Here is a 16448-nt window from a genome sequence, read left to right as displayed (position 1 = left end):
CTGTATTATGTTCCAATGATGTTAATCACACACCATCTATATAGATGAAGAAAAATTCATTCATAAATTAACATTCCTATTTACCTAAGCAGAACTGAGAGAAAATCTGATCTAACAATGAATCTCCAGCGGTATCACCAATAATTTCTCCAAGTTGCTCCCAAGCCAGACGAACATCAATCTGAATTAAATCAATTGGAATGGATTGCTCAGACGCATCATATGCATCCTGTAATGAACGACTAGCCTTCTTTAGTAATGCAATATGGCGAACATTACTTACATATGTTAGGTCGCCCGATTCAATTTGACCACTAAAGAAAAGCTTAGATATAGCCTGCTCCAGTGCATCTACACCCTCTTGTGCTTTTACAGACATCGGTACAATTAAATCATTACTATAATAACGTAATAAGATATCCTGATCTACAACAGGAGCTAAGTCCATTTTATTCATAATTACAATAGATTGTCTACCACGCATTTGTTCCATTAATTCCAGTTCATCCTCATGCAGTGGTTCATTCACATTGAGAACGAAAAGAATAAGGTCGGCCTCGGCAACTGCTGATTTTGAACGTTCTACCCCTATTTTCTCTACAACATCCATCGTTTCACGAATACCTGCAGTATCTAACAGCTTTAAAGGTATGTTGTTGATCGTTACAAATTCCTCAATGACATCTCGCGTTGTACCTGGAATGTCCGTAACAATTGCCCGGTTAGCATGTGCAAGCTGATTAAGCAGTGAGGACTTGCCTACATTTGGACGCCCAACAATCGCCGTCGTAATGCCCTCACGTAGAATCTTACCTTCCTCTGCTGTCTTAAGGAGCTTGGTAATGCCCTCCATCACTTCTGTACATTTATCCTGGATAAACGCAGTAGTCATCGATTCCACATCATGCTCTGGATAATCAATATTCACTTCAATATGAGCCATTGTCTCCACTAGCGTATGACGCAGAGCTTCAATACGCTGAGATAAGGCACCTTCTACCTGCTTCAACGCCATAGAGAATGCGCGATCTGATTTCGAGCGAATTAAATCAATTACAGCCTCCGCCTGAGACAAATCAATTCGTCCATTCAAAAATGCCCGCTTCGTAAATTCCCCTGGTTCTGCTAAACGAATGTCCTGCATCAAAAGGAGATCCATCACTCTTTTAACTGAAATTACCCCACCATGTGTACTGATTTCAACTACATCTTCTGTCGTAAAAGAACGTGGCGCAAGCATGACCGTAACGAGTACTTCTTCAACAACCTCATCATTCTCAGGGTTTACAATATGTCCATAATGAACCGTGTGGGACTGAGCATCACTAAGAGGTGTTTTACTTCTAAATATATGTGCCACTTCTGTTACAGCAGTGGGTCCACTTACGCGTATTACCGCAATCCCTGCCTCACCTACCGCTGTTGAAATGGCTGCTATTGTATCACTAAGCACAGTTGTCACCTCTAATTTAATATATTCATTTGACTTCTTATTACGAAAAAAGCAATGACTCCTTAAGCTTGGAAGCTCAAAAGTCATTGCACCTGTTCATTCTTTTACTTTAACGTAATGACCACACGTCGGTTAGGTTCTTCCCCTTTGCTATATGTCTTCACTTGAGGATGATCCTGTAGACTAAAATGGATCACTTTACGTTCTTGTGGCGACATAGGCTCTAAGACAACTTCCTTACGTGTCCGGATGACTCGGCCCGCCAGGCGGTCTGCCAAGTCTTCCAATGTCTTTCTACGGCGCTCGCGGAAATTCTCCGCATCGAGCACGAGTCGAATGTAGCTGCTAGAATTACGGTTTGCGACAATGTTCGCTAAATATTGAAGAGAATCCAGTGTTTGCCCCCTTCTGCCAATCATTAGACCCAAATCAGGCCCAAAGATATGAAGGGTTGTACTATCTTTGGCGTGCTGAACTTCCACTTTAACGTCCAGTCCCATACTTGTAGCAACATCTGTAACAAACTGGACAGCTTCCTCATAAGGATCTTGTCCTGATTGTGATTTTAACTGTTCTAAAGGGGCTTCCGAAATTATCGGATCTAGTGGCAAAGTTTCTGCCGTCTCCACTGGTTGATGTACAGGATCAGGCAACAATGATAACTCTACCTTAGCTGCCTTGACACCGATCAGTCCCAGGAATCCTTTTGATGGCTGTGAAACGATATGAATTGATACCCGTTCCCGACTCACCCCAAGTTGGGACAGCCCTTGTGTTACAGCTTCTTCAACGGTTTTTCCTGACGTGACGACTTTGCTCATTTAGATTTTTTAGCCCCCTTCTTGCTGGACTTGTTACCCGATTTGTTACCTGATTTATTACCGCTCTTGTTTAGATTAACACTACCTGCTTTAGTACTCGTTCCGCCTCCGGATACAACCGCAACATCGGCAGCCGTATTGTTACCGCGGTAAAGGAAATAGTTCTGAATAATCGTATACAAGTTACTGAATACCCAGTAAAGTGGTAATGCCGCAGGGAATTGATATGACATGAAGAAAATAAGAACCGGATACACCATCATCATGAACTGCATCGCGCCTTGTTGAGGGCTTGGGTTCATTTTCATCATCATTCTAGATTGTACAAAGGTTGTTATTGCTGCAACTATTGGCAATATGAATGTCTTATCTGGTGCACCAAGTTGTAGCCATAAGAAGGAATGATCACGCAAATGAGAATTGTGAAGAATTGAGTTATAGAGTGCTATAAATACGGGCATCTGGACGATCAGTGGCAAACAGCCTGCCATTGGATTAACCTTGTTCTCTTGGAACAAACGCATGGTTTCCTGTTGCTGCTTTTCCGGATTATCCTTATATTTTTCTTTGAGTTTCTTAAGTTCGGGCTGAATTGCTTGCATAGCTTTGGAACTTCGCACTTGTTTAATAGACAAAGGTAAAATTATCGTACGAACGATAATAACCATAACTAATACAGCTAGTCCATAAGATCCGCTAAACCATCTTGCAAAGGTATCAAGCGCAAGCGAAAAATAATAAACGACGTTAGCCTGCCAGAAGCTACCACTATCCTTCATTTGTTGCGTAGTTTGAGTAGCTGAACTACTCTGTCCGCATCCTGATAATACGGTCACTGCGAGTACCATCACAGCGATGAGGAGGATCCATTTCCTGCCTCGGCTAGTCTTAAATAGCGACACTTTATAACCCCTCTCTTAACGCTTCCATTACCCGTAAATCATACCATAATTAATTGGACAAAGAAACCAGTACTCATCGGCTCTTCTGCTTCAATAGTGAAGCTTTACGAAGGACATGCAGAATGCTTTTTTCCATATCTTTATACGGCATATCCAAGGCACCTTTACGCACAATAAAAACAAGATCGATATGCTCGATCAAATCCAGCTCATGATGACGAACAATTTCCTTAATCATTCTACGCATCCTGTTGCGAACAACGGCATTGCCTATCTTCTTACTGGCAGAAATGCCGACGCGGAATTTCTCTACCTCTTTTTTGCGGAACCAATATACAACAAATTGATGATTGGCAAAAGACTTGCCATGTCGATATACGCGGCTAAAGTCCGCTCGGTTTCGTAGACGCAAACTTTTTTGCACGAATAATCCCCTGCCTGCTTTATCCGCCTTGCTAGCCTAGCTAATTCAGCGGTATTTCGATTCATAATCTATGTTCTAAAAAATTACTTCATATAATATAACTTAGAATTAACAGCTCCAATTCGATCAGACCTTTACAGTATCAACATACTCCATCGACTCTAAACTTAAGGTTAGTTGATTCATTAAAGTCTCAATCATTCAGAATCCTGGGGTTTAAACACTCATTACACATAAAATTGAAGAAAAAAAGACCACCGCAGTGGTCTTCATGCACGAAATTTACGCGCTCAATTTTTTTCTGCCTTTAAGACGACGAGCAGCCAGCACGTTACGGCCGTTTTTCGTGCTCATTCTTTTACGGAAACCATGAACCTTTTTGCGTTTGCTCACATTCGGTTTAAATGTCGGTCTCATGTATTGCACCCCCTCACAGGAATTCATAAACTTTATTATGATTATTCATTTTCATTTTACGCAGAAAATGCCTTTATATATTGAACCATGCCCACGATAAAATGTCAACAAATCTATTTCCAATTCAACACCTTATTCCCATAAGGTTACCCACAGGCTTAAAAGATGTTCCCATTTTCTATCCACAATCATCGACTATCCACTTGTTCACATCAAAATTTATCTTCTTCCTCTTTTCGGCACAACCTGTGTATAAATGATTTTCTAATTTCAGGGATGCTGTCGAAACTTAAACACGTTATAAACAATATCTAGTGGTGTGAATAAAAATTATACACAACTTATTGAATTTGTGGATAATTTCGCGTCACACATTGATAAAGAGCCTTTCTTTTGCTATGATTATAATACTTTTGGATGTGAATATGTTATTTCACCCCATATATTATTAACAGGCTGTGGATAAACTTGTGAACAATTTCAATTTGTCCACTTTTTTTATTTCCCCATTTCGGTAAATTGGGGATAAATTCTGTTTTTTTCATTGTAATTCGACAATCCCGCTCATGGCTTTTGCCACATTTGGACGATTTAAAGGAGTGACAGTCTGTGGACAGCCATACTTCCGAACTATGGCAGCAAATTCTATCTATAATTCATACCAAGCTCAGTAAGCCAAGTTACGACACCTGGTTTAAGGCTACAAAGGCGCTCCAATTGAGTGATCACTCTATTGTGATATCAGCCCCTACCACTTTTGCCGTGGAATGGCTCGAAAGCCGCTATACCAAATTAGTAAGTTCCACGATTTACGAAGTGATGGGCAAGCAGGTTGATGTCAAATTCGTCATCGAAGAGAACAAACCTGCGGAATTTGTTCCTCAGCAGCCAGCTCCACAGCCTCAAGTGACCCATGAAGAAGCATTAACTCATATGCTGAATCCCAAGTACACATTCGATACTTTTGTCATCGGATCAGGCAACCGTTTTGCGCATGCTGCATCGCTTGCGGTCGCAGAAGCACCGGCTAAAGCATATAATCCATTATTTTTATATGGGGGCGTTGGACTGGGGAAAACTCACCTAATGCACGCCATTGGACATTATATTTTGGAACACAATCCCGCTAGCCGCGTCGTTTACATTTCTTCCGAGAAATTTACCAATGAGTTCATTAACTCGATTCGCGACAACCGTGCTGAGAGTTTCCGCAACAAATATCGCAACGTCGACATTCTGCTCATTGACGATATTCAGTTTTTGGCGGGTAAAGAGTCAACACAAGAAGAATTTTTCCATACGTTTAATGCACTTCACGAGGAACAAAAACAGATTATTATTTCAAGCGATCGACCACCTAAGGAAATTCCGACATTGGAAGATCGTTTGCGTTCAAGATTTGAATGGGGTCTAATTACAGATATTCAGCCTCCAGATCTAGAGACACGAATTGCCATTTTGCGTAAAAAGGCTCGCGCGGAGAACCTTGATATTCCTAATGAAGCTATGATGTACATTGCCAATCAAATTGACACCAACATTCGCGAGCTAGAAGCGCGCTGATTCGCGTTGTCGCCTATTCTTCCCTTACAAATCAAGATGTGACTACGCATCTGGCAGCCGAAGCACTGAAGGATATCATCCCGTCCAGTCGGCCGAGAATGATTACTATTCAAGACATTCAGCAAAAGGTTGGGGAATACTACAACTTGCGTATGGAGGACTTTAAAGCTCGCAAACGTACAAAGGCTGTCGCTTTTCCCAGGCAGATTGCCATGTATCTCTCTCGTGAGTTAACCGACTTCTCCCTCCCTAAAATTGGTGAAGCATTCGGCGGAAGAGACCATACTACGGTCATTCATGCGCATGATAAAATAACCAAGTCTCTAAAAGTCGACCAGGATCTGTTTAAAGTGGTCAATAGCATCACGGAAAAAATCAAAAATCCAACCTGAACAAGTTCAAAGCCTATGCACAATCTATACACATGTGGATAGGCTTAATTTTATGTGGTTTGTGGGGGTTATCCACATATTCAGTGCCCCTACTACTATTACTATATAAATATATAAAGATTATCCATACAAAGACCCCGGCAACAGCCTCTCGAAATTGACCCTGATGCAAAAGCCAAATTTCCTGCTAGGAGTGAAGTTATGAAGATCAACATTCTTAAAAATGTTCTCAATGAGTCTATTCAACATGTATCCAAAGCCATATCCAGCCGTACAACAATTCCAATCCTTGGTGGCATTAAACTGGATGTAAATCATCAAGGTTTGACATTAACTGCAAGTGATACCGATATATCGATCCAATCATTTATTCCGATTGAGGATGATAATCGTACAATTGTCCAAGTTGAACAGCCGGGAAGCGTTGTTCTTCCTGCTAAATTCTTTGTTGAAATTATTAAAAAATTACCTTCGCAAGATATCCAAATGGAGGTCAAAGAGAATTTTCAGACCTTTATTTCCTCAGGTGCAACCGAAATTCAAATCGTTGGACTTGATCCAGAGGAATTTCCCGTTCTTCCTGAAATCGATGGTAATCAGACCATTTCATTGCCTGGCGTACTGCTGAAGAATATGATTAGACAAACGGGTTTCTCAATTTCGACTCATGAAACCACACCTATTCTTACAGGCGTACTCTGGAACCTAGAGGATAATCAGCTCAAATTCACCGCAACAGATCGCCATAGGCTGGCTACACGCAGCGCAAATCTTGAGGGATCCTCAGACGTAAAATTCAGCAATATTGTTATTGCGGGTAAAACACTAAGTGAACTAAGCAAAATTGTTCCTGATCAGAACACCCTCGTTGATATCGTCGTAGCCGACAACCAAGTGCTTTTCAAAATCGACCGCGTTCTGTTTTATTCACGTATTCTGGACGGAATCTATCCGGATACTTCTAGAATTATTCCAACAAACTACAAAACAGAACTAATTTTAGATACAAAAAAATTAAGTGAATCCATAGATCGCGCTTATTTGCTGTCTCGCGAAGAAAAAACAAACATTGTGCGTCTGCAAACCTTGGAAGATGGCGGGATTGAGATTTCCTCCAGCTCATCTGAACTTGGTAAAGTACGTGAAGAACTTAATGTAATTGACTTCAAAGGGGAGCCGCTGCGCATATCTTTTAACTCAAAATATATGCTCGATGTACTCAAAGTGGTGGAGAGCGAACAGCTAATGATTGCTTTTACTGGTATAATGAGTCCTATTATTTTAAAACCAGTGGACGATAGCCAGAGTCTGTATGTCATTCTGCCGTATCGGACAACTAACTAAAACTTATTCACAGGGTATAAGAAAGGGATTATAAAACATGAATGAAATTGTTATCCACACTGTGTATATCAAGCTGGACCAGTTTTTGAAACTCGCAAATTGTGTATCCACAGGCGGAATGGCCAAAGCTCTTTTACAAGAGGGGATTGTATTTGTAAATGGAGAACCGGAAGAACGCCGCGGACGCAAGTTATATCATGGGGATAAAGTAACAGTCACAGATAACGGCGAGTTTACGGTTGTTGCACCGCAGGCTTAGTCCACTCCTCTAAAAGCCGGCGATCCCAAAATAGCTAAGCGCAAGAAGAGGAGGACCGGATGTGTTTGTTAATAACATAAGCTTGCAACATTATCGAAATTATGAGCAGCTTCAGCTCGACTCCTTTGGAGATGTGAACCTTCTGATCGGTCAGAATGCCCAAGGAAAGACAAACTTGCTTGAAGCTATTTTTGTATTGGCATTGACGAAGAGTCACCGGACCTCCAAGGACCGTGAACTGATCTCATTCCAGGGGGAGAGCGCCCATATCTCTGCTAGCGTAGAGAAGAAGTATGGACCTCTCAAACTAGATTTAACGTTGTCCCCTCAGGGAAAGAAAGCGAAGATTAATGGACTTGAGCAGCGTAAACTCAGTAATTTCATTGGCTCGCTAAATGTCGTTATGTTTGCACCGGAAGATTTGGAGATTGTGAAAGGAACGCCTGGGGTGCGGCGCAGGTTTCTTGATATGGAAATCGGCCAGGTGCAGCCTGGTTACCTATTTCACCTACAGCAATATCAAAAGGTGCTTCATCAGCGCAACAATCTGCTGAAGCAAATGTGGGGCAAAGACAATGGAGAGCCCGGGATGCTTGAGGTGTGGGATCAACAGTTAGTTGAGCATGGTGTTAAAATTATAAAAAAGAGGAAACAATTTATAATAAAGCTACAACGCTGGGCAGAAACCATCCATTCCGGCATTACAAATGGCTCTGAAGCACTTGAACTTGTCTACCTTCCTTCGTTCGGAGATACGGAAGAGGAAGATGAAGCTTATCTTTTTGATCAATTTATGATAAAGTTATCACAAATGAGAGAGCAGGAATTACGTAGAGGCATGACACTTGCAGGGCCGCATCGTGACGATTTGGCCTTTTACATTAATGGCAAAGAAGTGCATACCTACGGATCGCAGGGACAGCAGCGAACGACCGCGCTGTCCCTTAAACTGGCTGAAATTGAACTTATCCAAGAAGAGATTGGGGAATATCCAGTTCTGCTGCTTGATGATGTGCTGTCTGAGCTTGATCCCTATCGTCAGACACAGCTCATTGAAACGTTTCAGAGCAGGGTTCAAACCTTTATTACAGCAACAGGTATCGAGAGCCTGAATGCGGATAAATTGAAGAACGCCAGCATTTTTCGTGTCCATGAAGGACAGGTTGGATCTTAGGAAGTGAGGAATGTATGTATATTCATTTAGGCGGGGAGAAAATCATCCGTTCCGCGGAGTTGGTCGCAATTTTTGATATATCGATTGAGAAGTCCTCGAAAATATCTAAGCAGTTTGTCACCCACGCTCGTCAGGAAAAAAACGTGGAAACGATCGGCGAAGAGGAAGCAAAATCCATCGTCGTGACCAAAAGCACAGTGTATTACTCCCCCATTTCCTCAACAACCCTTAAGAAACGGGCAAATGTATTTTTTGCTAACGCATAAATGTATGACCCATAAATTTATTCAAAATCAGCAGATGAAGAATATATAGAAGTAGGTGACGGCATGTCTATGAATCAACCGCAGTATGATGAGAGTCAGATTCAAGTTTTGGAAGGGCTGGAAGCTGTCCGAAAACGGCCAGGTATGTATATCGGTTCCACCAGTGCCAAGGGTCTACATCATTTGGTGTGGGAAGTAGTGGACAACAGTATTGATGAGGCTATGGCTGGTATATGCGATCACATCGAAGTAACCGTTCATACCGATAACAGCGTAACTGTTGTGGATAATGGACGAGGAATTCCAGTCGGTGAAAATGCCAAACTGAAACGTTCTACGCTTGAAGTTGTCATGACTGTTCTTCATGCGGGAGGTAAGTTCGGAGGCGGCGGATATAAAGTATCCGGAGGTCTACACGGTGTCGGTGTATCTGTTGTTAATGCCTTGTCCGAGAAGGTTGTTGTTCAGGTCCGTCGTGACGGACAAATCTACGAACAGGAGTACAGACGTGGTGCTCCTCAGTATGATATAAGAATTGTTGGAGAGACGGAGGAACACGGTACAACCGTAACTTTCCATCCAGATCCTGAAATTTTTACTGAAACAACGGAATTTGATTACACGACTTTGCTTACTCGTATTCGGGAACTCGCATTCCTCAATAAAGGGATTGCAATGACCTTAACGGATGAGCGTACTGGAGCCACGAATTATTTTAAATATGAGGGTGGCATTAAAGAGTACGTTCAATTTCTGAATGAGAAAAAGGAAGCTCTACACGAACAGCCGATATATGTCGAAGGCGCGCGTGATATGATCCAAGTAGAAGTGGCGTTGCAGTATAACGACAGCTATACGGAGAATATTTATTCTTTTGCTAACAACATTAATACGCATGAAGGCGGAACACATGAATCTGGCTTCAAGAGTGCTTTAACACGTATAATTAATGACTATGCCGTAAAAGTGGGGTAATTAAAGATAGCAATGCCAACCTTTCTGGTGATGATGTCCGTGAAGGTTTAACAGCCATTATTTCTGTTAAAATTCCGGAACCACAGTTTGAAGGACAAACCAAAACTAAACTGGGTAACAGTGAAGTGCGTGGTATTGTAGAATCGCTATTCTCTGAAAAGCTACAGGAGTTCTTGGGTGAAAACCCAACAGTATCCCGTAAAATTTTGGATAAGGCTCTTCAAGCTCCAGAGCACGCGAAGCTGCGCGTAAGGCTCGTGAATTGACTCGGCGTAAGAGTGCGCTTGAAATCAGTGCACTGCCAGGTAAACTTGCAGACTGTTCTTCTAAGGACGCTGCAATCAGTGAGCTTTACATCGTAGAAGGAGACTCTGCTGGTGGCTCAGCCAAACAAGGTCGTGACCGTCATTTCCAAGCGATTCTTCCGATTCGTGGTAAGATTCTGAATGTAGAGAAGGCACGACTTGATCGCATTTTGTCTAATGAGGAAATTCGGGCCATGGTTACAGCGATGGGTACAGGTATTGGTGACGATGATTTTGATCTCAGTAAAGCACGTTACCATAAGCTGATTATTATGACTGATGCCGATGTGGATGGTGCACATATTCGTACATTGCTACTTACGTTCTTCTTCCGTTACATGCGTAAGCTAGTGGATGCAGGCTATATATATATTGCACAACCACCACTATTTAAAATTGAGCGTAACAAGACCATTCGTTATGCCAATTCCGAGAAGGAACGCGATGAGATTATCGCTGAGTTCGGAGAAAATGCCAAAATTAATGTTCAGCGATATAAAGGTCTCGGCGAGATGAACCCCGATCAGCTATGGGAAACAACGATGGATCCTGATAGTCGAATGATGTATCAAGTTACGGTTGAAGATGCAATGCAGGCTGACCGTATATTTGATATGTTGATGGGTGACAACGTCGAACCAAGACGTGAGTTCATACATGAACATGCCAGACACGTTAAAAATTTGGATGTTTAATGGTTGAGATAGGTTACGTAAACCACAACATGGAAATTATAGAAGAAGGTGCCTTATGGCACCTTCTTTTTTAATGAAATATACATAAGACTACAGCGAACCACTTTTTTTGCTTGTATTGCCTGTAGCTTTAATATTTTTTTTGGGTGATAAGCGGCCGTAGGCAATGGCATATTTTTCGATGCGCTGATAGACATTTTTATCTTTAAAGAACTTTTTAAACGGAAAAATTGCAGGAAGTGTATTCACTTCCAAAATCCATGGATATAGATTTTCGTCAAGTGCTATATCCAGCCCAATTTCTTTTAGACGAGGATACTCTTTTTGCATTTGCTGGGCTGTCCATTCACCCAGATCATAAAGCTTTCGTTCTAAACGAGCTATTTCAGCTGGCGTTGCATGCTCTGCTAGCAATTCGTTTAGCTTGCCTACAGTCCCGCCATTGTGATAATTGGTCACAATCTTATTTTTAGCAGCAACGCGGCCTATAATCCCAGTTGTTTCCCAAGTCCCATAAGGGGTCTTTTGAGTAAGTATTCTAAGGTCAAAGGATCTGCCGTGATACTGAAGTAACACAATACCTTGCTGAATTAGATAAAGATTGTTTTTGGTTTGGGCAGTGATACGGCTGTGGAGTTCATCTATGGTACGGCAGTATTCTGTAACCGTTTGATAACGCAGTCTGTACGGAGAAGTTTGTGATAGTTTGCTCCTGCGAGAACTCGAATCTACTGCCGCTTCCTGATCGAACCGATCAACACACATTACGCCGTTCCCATACGTACCTTTGTCAGGCTTAATGTACACTAGAGTATGATCAACTAACAGGTTGGATAAAGCATCTTGAGAGTATTTAAGGGTAAGGGGAATAAATGCTGAGACCTGTTGGCTACGTAAGAGAACTTTTGTTTTAGCCCATTTGCTGGAAATACGCTGAATGGCCAAGAAATCTCATCCTTTCTATTGTGTTCTTGATTCAAAACATTCTCTTAAATTAACCCTTTAAATCTTAGCAGGAAGGTGTAAAACTTAGGACAATGGCGTAAATCAATGCTATAATATAAAGATATGGGAATTTGTTAGGATGGCGGTGCTGACAAGGGAGTTTATGCCCTATTAGTATATGTCGATGAATTTGCAGAGACAGGGCAGATCCCTATTTTTAACGAATTGGGCAAAAGACGCTATCGAATGTCCCAAGGTTTAATTGTGCTCTTTTTGTGAAAGTAATATAATTAAATTTAGTGGTTTTATACTTTGCATTCGTATTTCTAACGGAGCTGATCTCTGGTTCAAACTAGAGAGATCAGCGAATCCGTTCTGCTTCCATAGATGGTAAGTGGTTGAGAGAAGATGGAGGAGGTCCACCATGGCGGAAGAAAATAATTCGCAAATTAAGGATCGGGATATTGGACTTGAAATGCGTGAGTCCTTTATGGATTACGCAATGAGTATTATCATTAGTCGTGCTTTACCCGATGTGCGGGATGGACTTAAACCGGTGCACCGGCGCGTACTGTACGCGATGTCGGAACTGGGAATGTCTCCGGATAAACCTTTTAAGAAGTCAGCGAGAATCGTTGGAGAAGTAATCGGTAAGTTCCACCCTCACGGTGATGGTCCTGCCTATGAAACGATGGTCCGGATGGCACAAGATTTCTCTATGCGTTATATGCTCGTAGACGGACATGGTAACTTTGGTTCCATTGATGGTGATGCGCCGGCAGCAATGCGTTATACTGAAGCACGTCTTTCTAAGATAGCTATGGAGATGCTTCGTGACATTAATAAAGAAACCATCGATTTTGCAGAAAATTATGATGGAGAAGAAATGGAACCTGTTGTATTACCTGCACGTTATCCGAACTTACTCGTTAACGGGGTCTCGGGAATTGCGGTAGGTATGGCGACAAACATTCCACCACATAATTTGGGAGAAGTCATCGACGGCGTTCAGGCAATGATCAAGAATCCTGATATTACACCTATGGAATTAATGGAGTTTATTCAAGGGCCGGATTTCCCTACGTCAGGCTATATTCTGGGACGTCATGGCATCCGTCAAGCCTATGAAACGGGTCGTGGATCGGTTACGATGCGTGCCAAGGCAACCATTGAAGAAGTCAATAATAAAGCAAAAATTATCGTTCATGAGCTGCCTTATCAGGTCAACAAAGCTCGTTTGGTAGAGAAGATTGCCGAACTTGTACGTGACAAGCGAATTGAAGGTATTACAGATCTTCGTGATGAGTCAGACAGAAATGGTATGCGTATTGTAATTGAGCTAAGACGTGATGTGAATCCAAACGTCCTGCTTAATAATTTATATAAACATACCGCATTGCAATCTACTTTCGGTATTAATATGCTAGCGATTGTGAACAACGAGCCGAAGACTCTTAGTCTGCGTGACATCTTGTATCATTATCTGCAGCATCAAATCGAGGTCATCCGTCGTCGAACTATTTTTGATTTGAAAAAAGCCGAAGCTCGCGCTCATATCCTCGAAGGATTGCGCATCGCCTTGGATCATTTGGATGAAGTTATCACTTTGATCCGTTCATCTCAAACAACAGACATTGCACGTGAGAAGCTAATTGAACGCTTTGGTCTAAGTGCAGAACAGACACAAGCTATTCTTGAAATGCGTCTGCAACGTCTGACAGGACTTGAGCGGGATAAAATTGAGAATGAGTATGCAGAAATCATGCTTAAGATTGCTGAATACCGTGAAATTTTGGCTAATGAAGGACTTGTATTGGATATTATTAGCGCAGAACTTCAAGACATTAAGGAACGTTTTTCAGACGATCGCCGTACAGAAATTACGGTTGGAGAAGAGAGTATTCTCGATGAAGACCTGATTCCGCGCGAAGAAGTTGTCATTACCATCACGCATACTGGCTACATTAAGCGTTTGCCAGCTAACACCTACCGCAGTCAGAAGCGGGGAGGCCGTGGCGTTGTTGGTATGGACACCAAAGATCAGGACTTCGTGAAGCACCTGTTTGTATCCAACTCACACCACTATCTACTCTTCTTTACGGATAAGGGTAAGGTGTACAAGCTAAAAGCATATGAGATTCCTGAATTAGGCCGAACAGCAAGAGGAACGGCTATTATCAACCTGATTCAGATTGAACAGGGAGAAACCGTTTATGCTGTAATTCCAGTGCAGGAATTCGAAAGTGATAAATATCTATTATTCGCTACTCGTAAAGGGATTGTGAAGAAGACACCACTTGAGGATTATATTAATATCCGTAAGGGTGGACTCATTGCTATTAACCTGCGTGAAGATGATTCCCTAATTGAAGTGAAGCTGACCGAAGGGAAGCAGGAAATGATTATGGGCACAGCTCAAGGCATGTCCATTCGCTTCTCCGAGAATGATGTTCGCTCCATGGGACGCGGCGCAACGGGTGTGAAGGGAATTAACTTGGACGATAATGATGAAGTTATTGGTATGGATGTTGTGGATCAAGACCTCGATGTACTGATTGTTACATCTAAGGGGTATGGTAAACGGACACCAGCCAGCGACTATCGTTCTCAGACTCGTGGTGGTAAGGGAATCAAGACCATTAATGTAACGGATAAGAATGGTCCAGTAGTGGCTCTGAAGATTGTTAAGATCGAGGAAGATCTAATGATTATTACCTCTAGTGGTACATTGATCCGTACAAGCATGGAAGGAATCTCAACCATGGGTCGTTATACGCAGGGTGTGAAATTAATTAATATCCGCGATGACGATTCTGTTGGTACGGTATGTATTGCAGATAAGAGTGAGGATCCTGAAACGATGGAAGATATCATGGATGCTGATTTTGAGCCCGTAGAAGGCGAAGAGAACAGCTTGTCATCGGAGGATGAAGTAACACCAGTAGTGAGCGAAGATGGACCAGAGCAAACGTCAGAGATGGATTCTGAAGAGAATTAGATCGAAGCTCATTTAGCTAGGCTGATGTTATATAAAGAAAAGAGTATGGTTTCCTGAACAAGGGGACTGTACTCTTTTTTATAGATTGTACAGGTACATGATAAGTAATATAATGGGGTATATTGCCAATAAGGGCGACATTGAGAGAGGTATATGCTATGGCCAGCTTATCAATTTTGGAAGTAAAACCAGGCATTAAGTTGTCTAAAGACGTGCATACCCCACTCGGAGGGGTACTTCTACACAAGGGAACGGTACTATTGCCCAGAGATTTGGATATCTTGCGCGCTTTTATGGTGCAATCCGTGGATATTGACAACTCTTTACCAGAGGGATCAAAGGCTGTATTTTCTAAAAAAAAGGTGGAGCTTGATTCTTCGGTTGCTCCTACTCAAGAGATCGTAAGTACATATTCTACGCTTCATGATGAGTATGACAAAATGATTATTTTGATTAAGAGCGCGCAGCAAGCTGCTATTGCCGCAGATCTGCCTATATACGAGCTTCGTAATCAGCTTGATACTATGATCTATCATATAAAAGATTACAACTTGCTTATGTTTTCTCCACGTTCTATGAATGAACACGATTATATTTACCACAATTCAGTACTTTGTGCGCTATCCTCTTATCAATTGGCTAAATGGATTGGTCTTCCTCAAAAAGACTGGATGCAGGCTGCGTTTGCAGGACTCTTCCATGATCTTGGTAACGCGAAGATTGATCCAACGATTCTATACAAGCCACAGCCGCTTACAGCGTCTGAAATTGAGGAAATGCGCAGACATACTACATATGGTTACCAGATTCTTAAGAATGTGACAGCGATTAATGAGGGAGTTCGTCTTGCCGCACTTCAGCATCATGAAAAGGTAGATGGTTCTGGTTATCCGCTACACTTGGATGGAAGCAAGATTCATGTCTATGCCAAAATTGTTGGTATTGTAGATATATTTCATGCCATGACTCTTAATCGGTTGTATCGCAAATCACAATCACCTTATATGGTATTGGAACAAATCCATTCGGAAGCATTCGGTAAATTAGATCCATCAATCGTTCAAACCTTTATTAATAAAGTAACTGAATTTCATAATGGTATGATCGTGCGCTTAAGCAATGAGCAAATTGGAGAAATTGTTTTTACGGATAGAGATCATCCAACGCGTCCAATGGTTTCTGTAAGTGGAGAGATCGTAAATTTAACGCAGCAAAGGCAGTTGTATATAGAAGAAGTACTTTCTACAAAATAAGAGTTGACCTATAAACAAAAGCTGTGGTATATTATTTCTTGCCGCTTCTGAGGCAAACAATTAGTAACCACAGCTTTTGATAAAAAAGAAATTAAAAAAAAGCTTGCATTACTGAGTCAGACATGATATATTATAAAAGTTGCCGCTGAGATAAAAAAAGCGACAACGAAAGAGAAATTGATCTTTGAAAACTGAACAACGAGTGAGTAACGACTTTACTTGTAAAGTCGAAAAGCGAAGTGTTTTGGTTCATGCCTTCTGG

At 41.7% G+C, this 16448-nt stretch carries 12 protein-coding genes and 2 pseudogenes; 8 read left to right on the top strand and 6 right to left on the bottom strand.

Annotated features, from left to right (window positions below; genetic code table 11):
* Window positions 1-76: 76 nt before the first annotated feature.
* From mnmE to rpmH, 5 genes are all read right to left on the bottom strand, one after another.
* Window positions 77-1453: a tRNA uridine-5-carboxymethylaminomethyl(34) synthesis GTPase MnmE gene (gene mnmE, locus JCM16418_RS10415; protein ID WP_036648475.1), complete on the bottom strand. Its 1377-nt coding sequence runs from the start codon at window positions 1451-1453 to the stop codon at window positions 77-79.
* 104 nt (window positions 1454-1557) lie between these two features.
* Window positions 1558-2274: an RNA-binding cell elongation regulator Jag/EloR gene (jag, locus tag JCM16418_RS10410; RefSeq protein ID WP_036648472.1), complete on the bottom strand. Its 717-nt coding sequence runs from the start codon at window positions 2272-2274 to the stop codon at window positions 1558-1560.
* Window positions 2271-3176: a YidC/Oxa1 family membrane protein insertase gene (locus JCM16418_RS10405; protein WP_036648469.1), complete on the bottom strand. Its 906-nt coding sequence runs from the start codon at window positions 3174-3176 to the stop codon at window positions 2271-2273. The genes jag and JCM16418_RS10405 overlap by 4 nt, the downstream gene beginning before the upstream one ends.
* A gap of 73 nt (window positions 3177-3249) precedes the next feature.
* A complete protein-coding gene (gene rnpA, locus JCM16418_RS10400) occupies window positions 3250-3600 on the bottom strand; it encodes a ribonuclease P protein component (RefSeq protein ID WP_036648468.1) in 351 nt (116 codons plus the stop codon).
* Window positions 3601-3882: 282 nt separating this feature from the next.
* Window positions 3883-4017 carry a 50S ribosomal protein L34 gene (gene rpmH / locus JCM16418_RS10395; protein WP_036648466.1) on the bottom strand — a complete coding sequence of 45 codons (135 nt, stop codon included), beginning with the start codon at window positions 4015-4017 and terminating at the stop codon, window positions 3883-3885.
* Window positions 4018-4626: 609 nt separating this feature from the next.
* Here rpmH and dnaA point away from each other — a divergent pair.
* The 6 genes and pseudogenes from dnaA (at window position 4627) to gyrB (ending at window position 10990) form a co-directional block, all read left to right on the top strand.
* Window positions 4627-5972 (top strand): annotated as a pseudogene (dnaA, locus tag JCM16418_RS10390) (chromosomal replication initiator protein DnaA).
* Window positions 5973-6173: 201 nt separating this feature from the next.
* Entirely contained in the window at window positions 6174-7316 is a 1143-nt protein-coding gene (gene dnaN / locus JCM16418_RS10385; RefSeq protein WP_036648463.1) for a DNA polymerase III subunit beta, read from the top strand.
* A gap of 37 nt (window positions 7317-7353) precedes the next feature.
* Entirely contained in the window at window positions 7354-7575 is a 222-nt protein-coding gene (gene yaaA / locus JCM16418_RS10380) for a S4 domain-containing protein YaaA (RefSeq protein ID WP_036648461.1), read from the top strand.
* 61 nt (window positions 7576-7636) lie between these two features.
* The gene (gene recF / locus JCM16418_RS10375) at window positions 7637-8749 is read left to right on the top strand and encodes a DNA replication/repair protein RecF (protein ID WP_036648458.1); all 1113 of its coding nucleotides are present in this window, start codon (window positions 7637-7639) and stop codon (window positions 8747-8749) included.
* A 14-nt stretch (window positions 8750-8763) separates the two neighbouring features.
* Window positions 8764-9015 carry an extracellular matrix regulator RemB gene (gene remB, locus JCM16418_RS10370; protein WP_036648457.1) on the top strand — a complete coding sequence of 84 codons (252 nt, stop codon included), beginning with the start codon at window positions 8764-8766 and terminating at the stop codon, window positions 9013-9015.
* Between the two features lie 63 nt (window positions 9016-9078).
* A pseudogene (gyrB, locus tag JCM16418_RS10365) lies at window positions 9079-10990 on the top strand (DNA topoisomerase (ATP-hydrolyzing) subunit B).
* Window positions 10991-11080: 90 nt separating this feature from the next.
* On the opposite strand, the gene JCM16418_RS10360 reads toward gyrB, so the two are convergent.
* On the bottom strand, window positions 11081-11935 hold the full coding sequence (locus JCM16418_RS10360) for a YheC/YheD family protein (RefSeq protein ID WP_036648456.1): 855 nt from the start codon (window positions 11933-11935) through the stop codon (window positions 11081-11083).
* 424 nt (window positions 11936-12359) lie between these two features.
* Between JCM16418_RS10360 and gyrA the strand changes: the two genes are divergently transcribed.
* Together gyrA and JCM16418_RS10350 are read left to right on the top strand one after the other, a co-directional pair.
* Complete coding sequence (gene gyrA / locus JCM16418_RS10355; protein ID WP_036648455.1) at window positions 12360-14933, top strand: DNA gyrase subunit A; 2574 nt, start codon at window positions 12360-12362, stop codon at window positions 14931-14933.
* Window positions 14934-15091: 158 nt separating this feature from the next.
* Entirely contained in the window at window positions 15092-16186 is a 1095-nt protein-coding gene (locus tag JCM16418_RS10350; RefSeq protein ID WP_036648453.1) for an HD-GYP domain-containing protein, read from the top strand.
* The last annotated feature ends 262 nt before the right edge of the window (window positions 16187-16448 follow it).

It is taken from the genome of Paenibacillus pini JCM 16418 (genome assembly GCF_000576305.1).
Classification (GTDB): domain Bacteria; phylum Bacillota; class Bacilli; order Paenibacillales; family Paenibacillaceae; genus Paenibacillus_AQ; species Paenibacillus_AQ pini.
The sequence above is the reverse complement of the archived record's forward strand: the minus strand, read 5'-3'. Positions and strand labels throughout refer to the sequence as shown.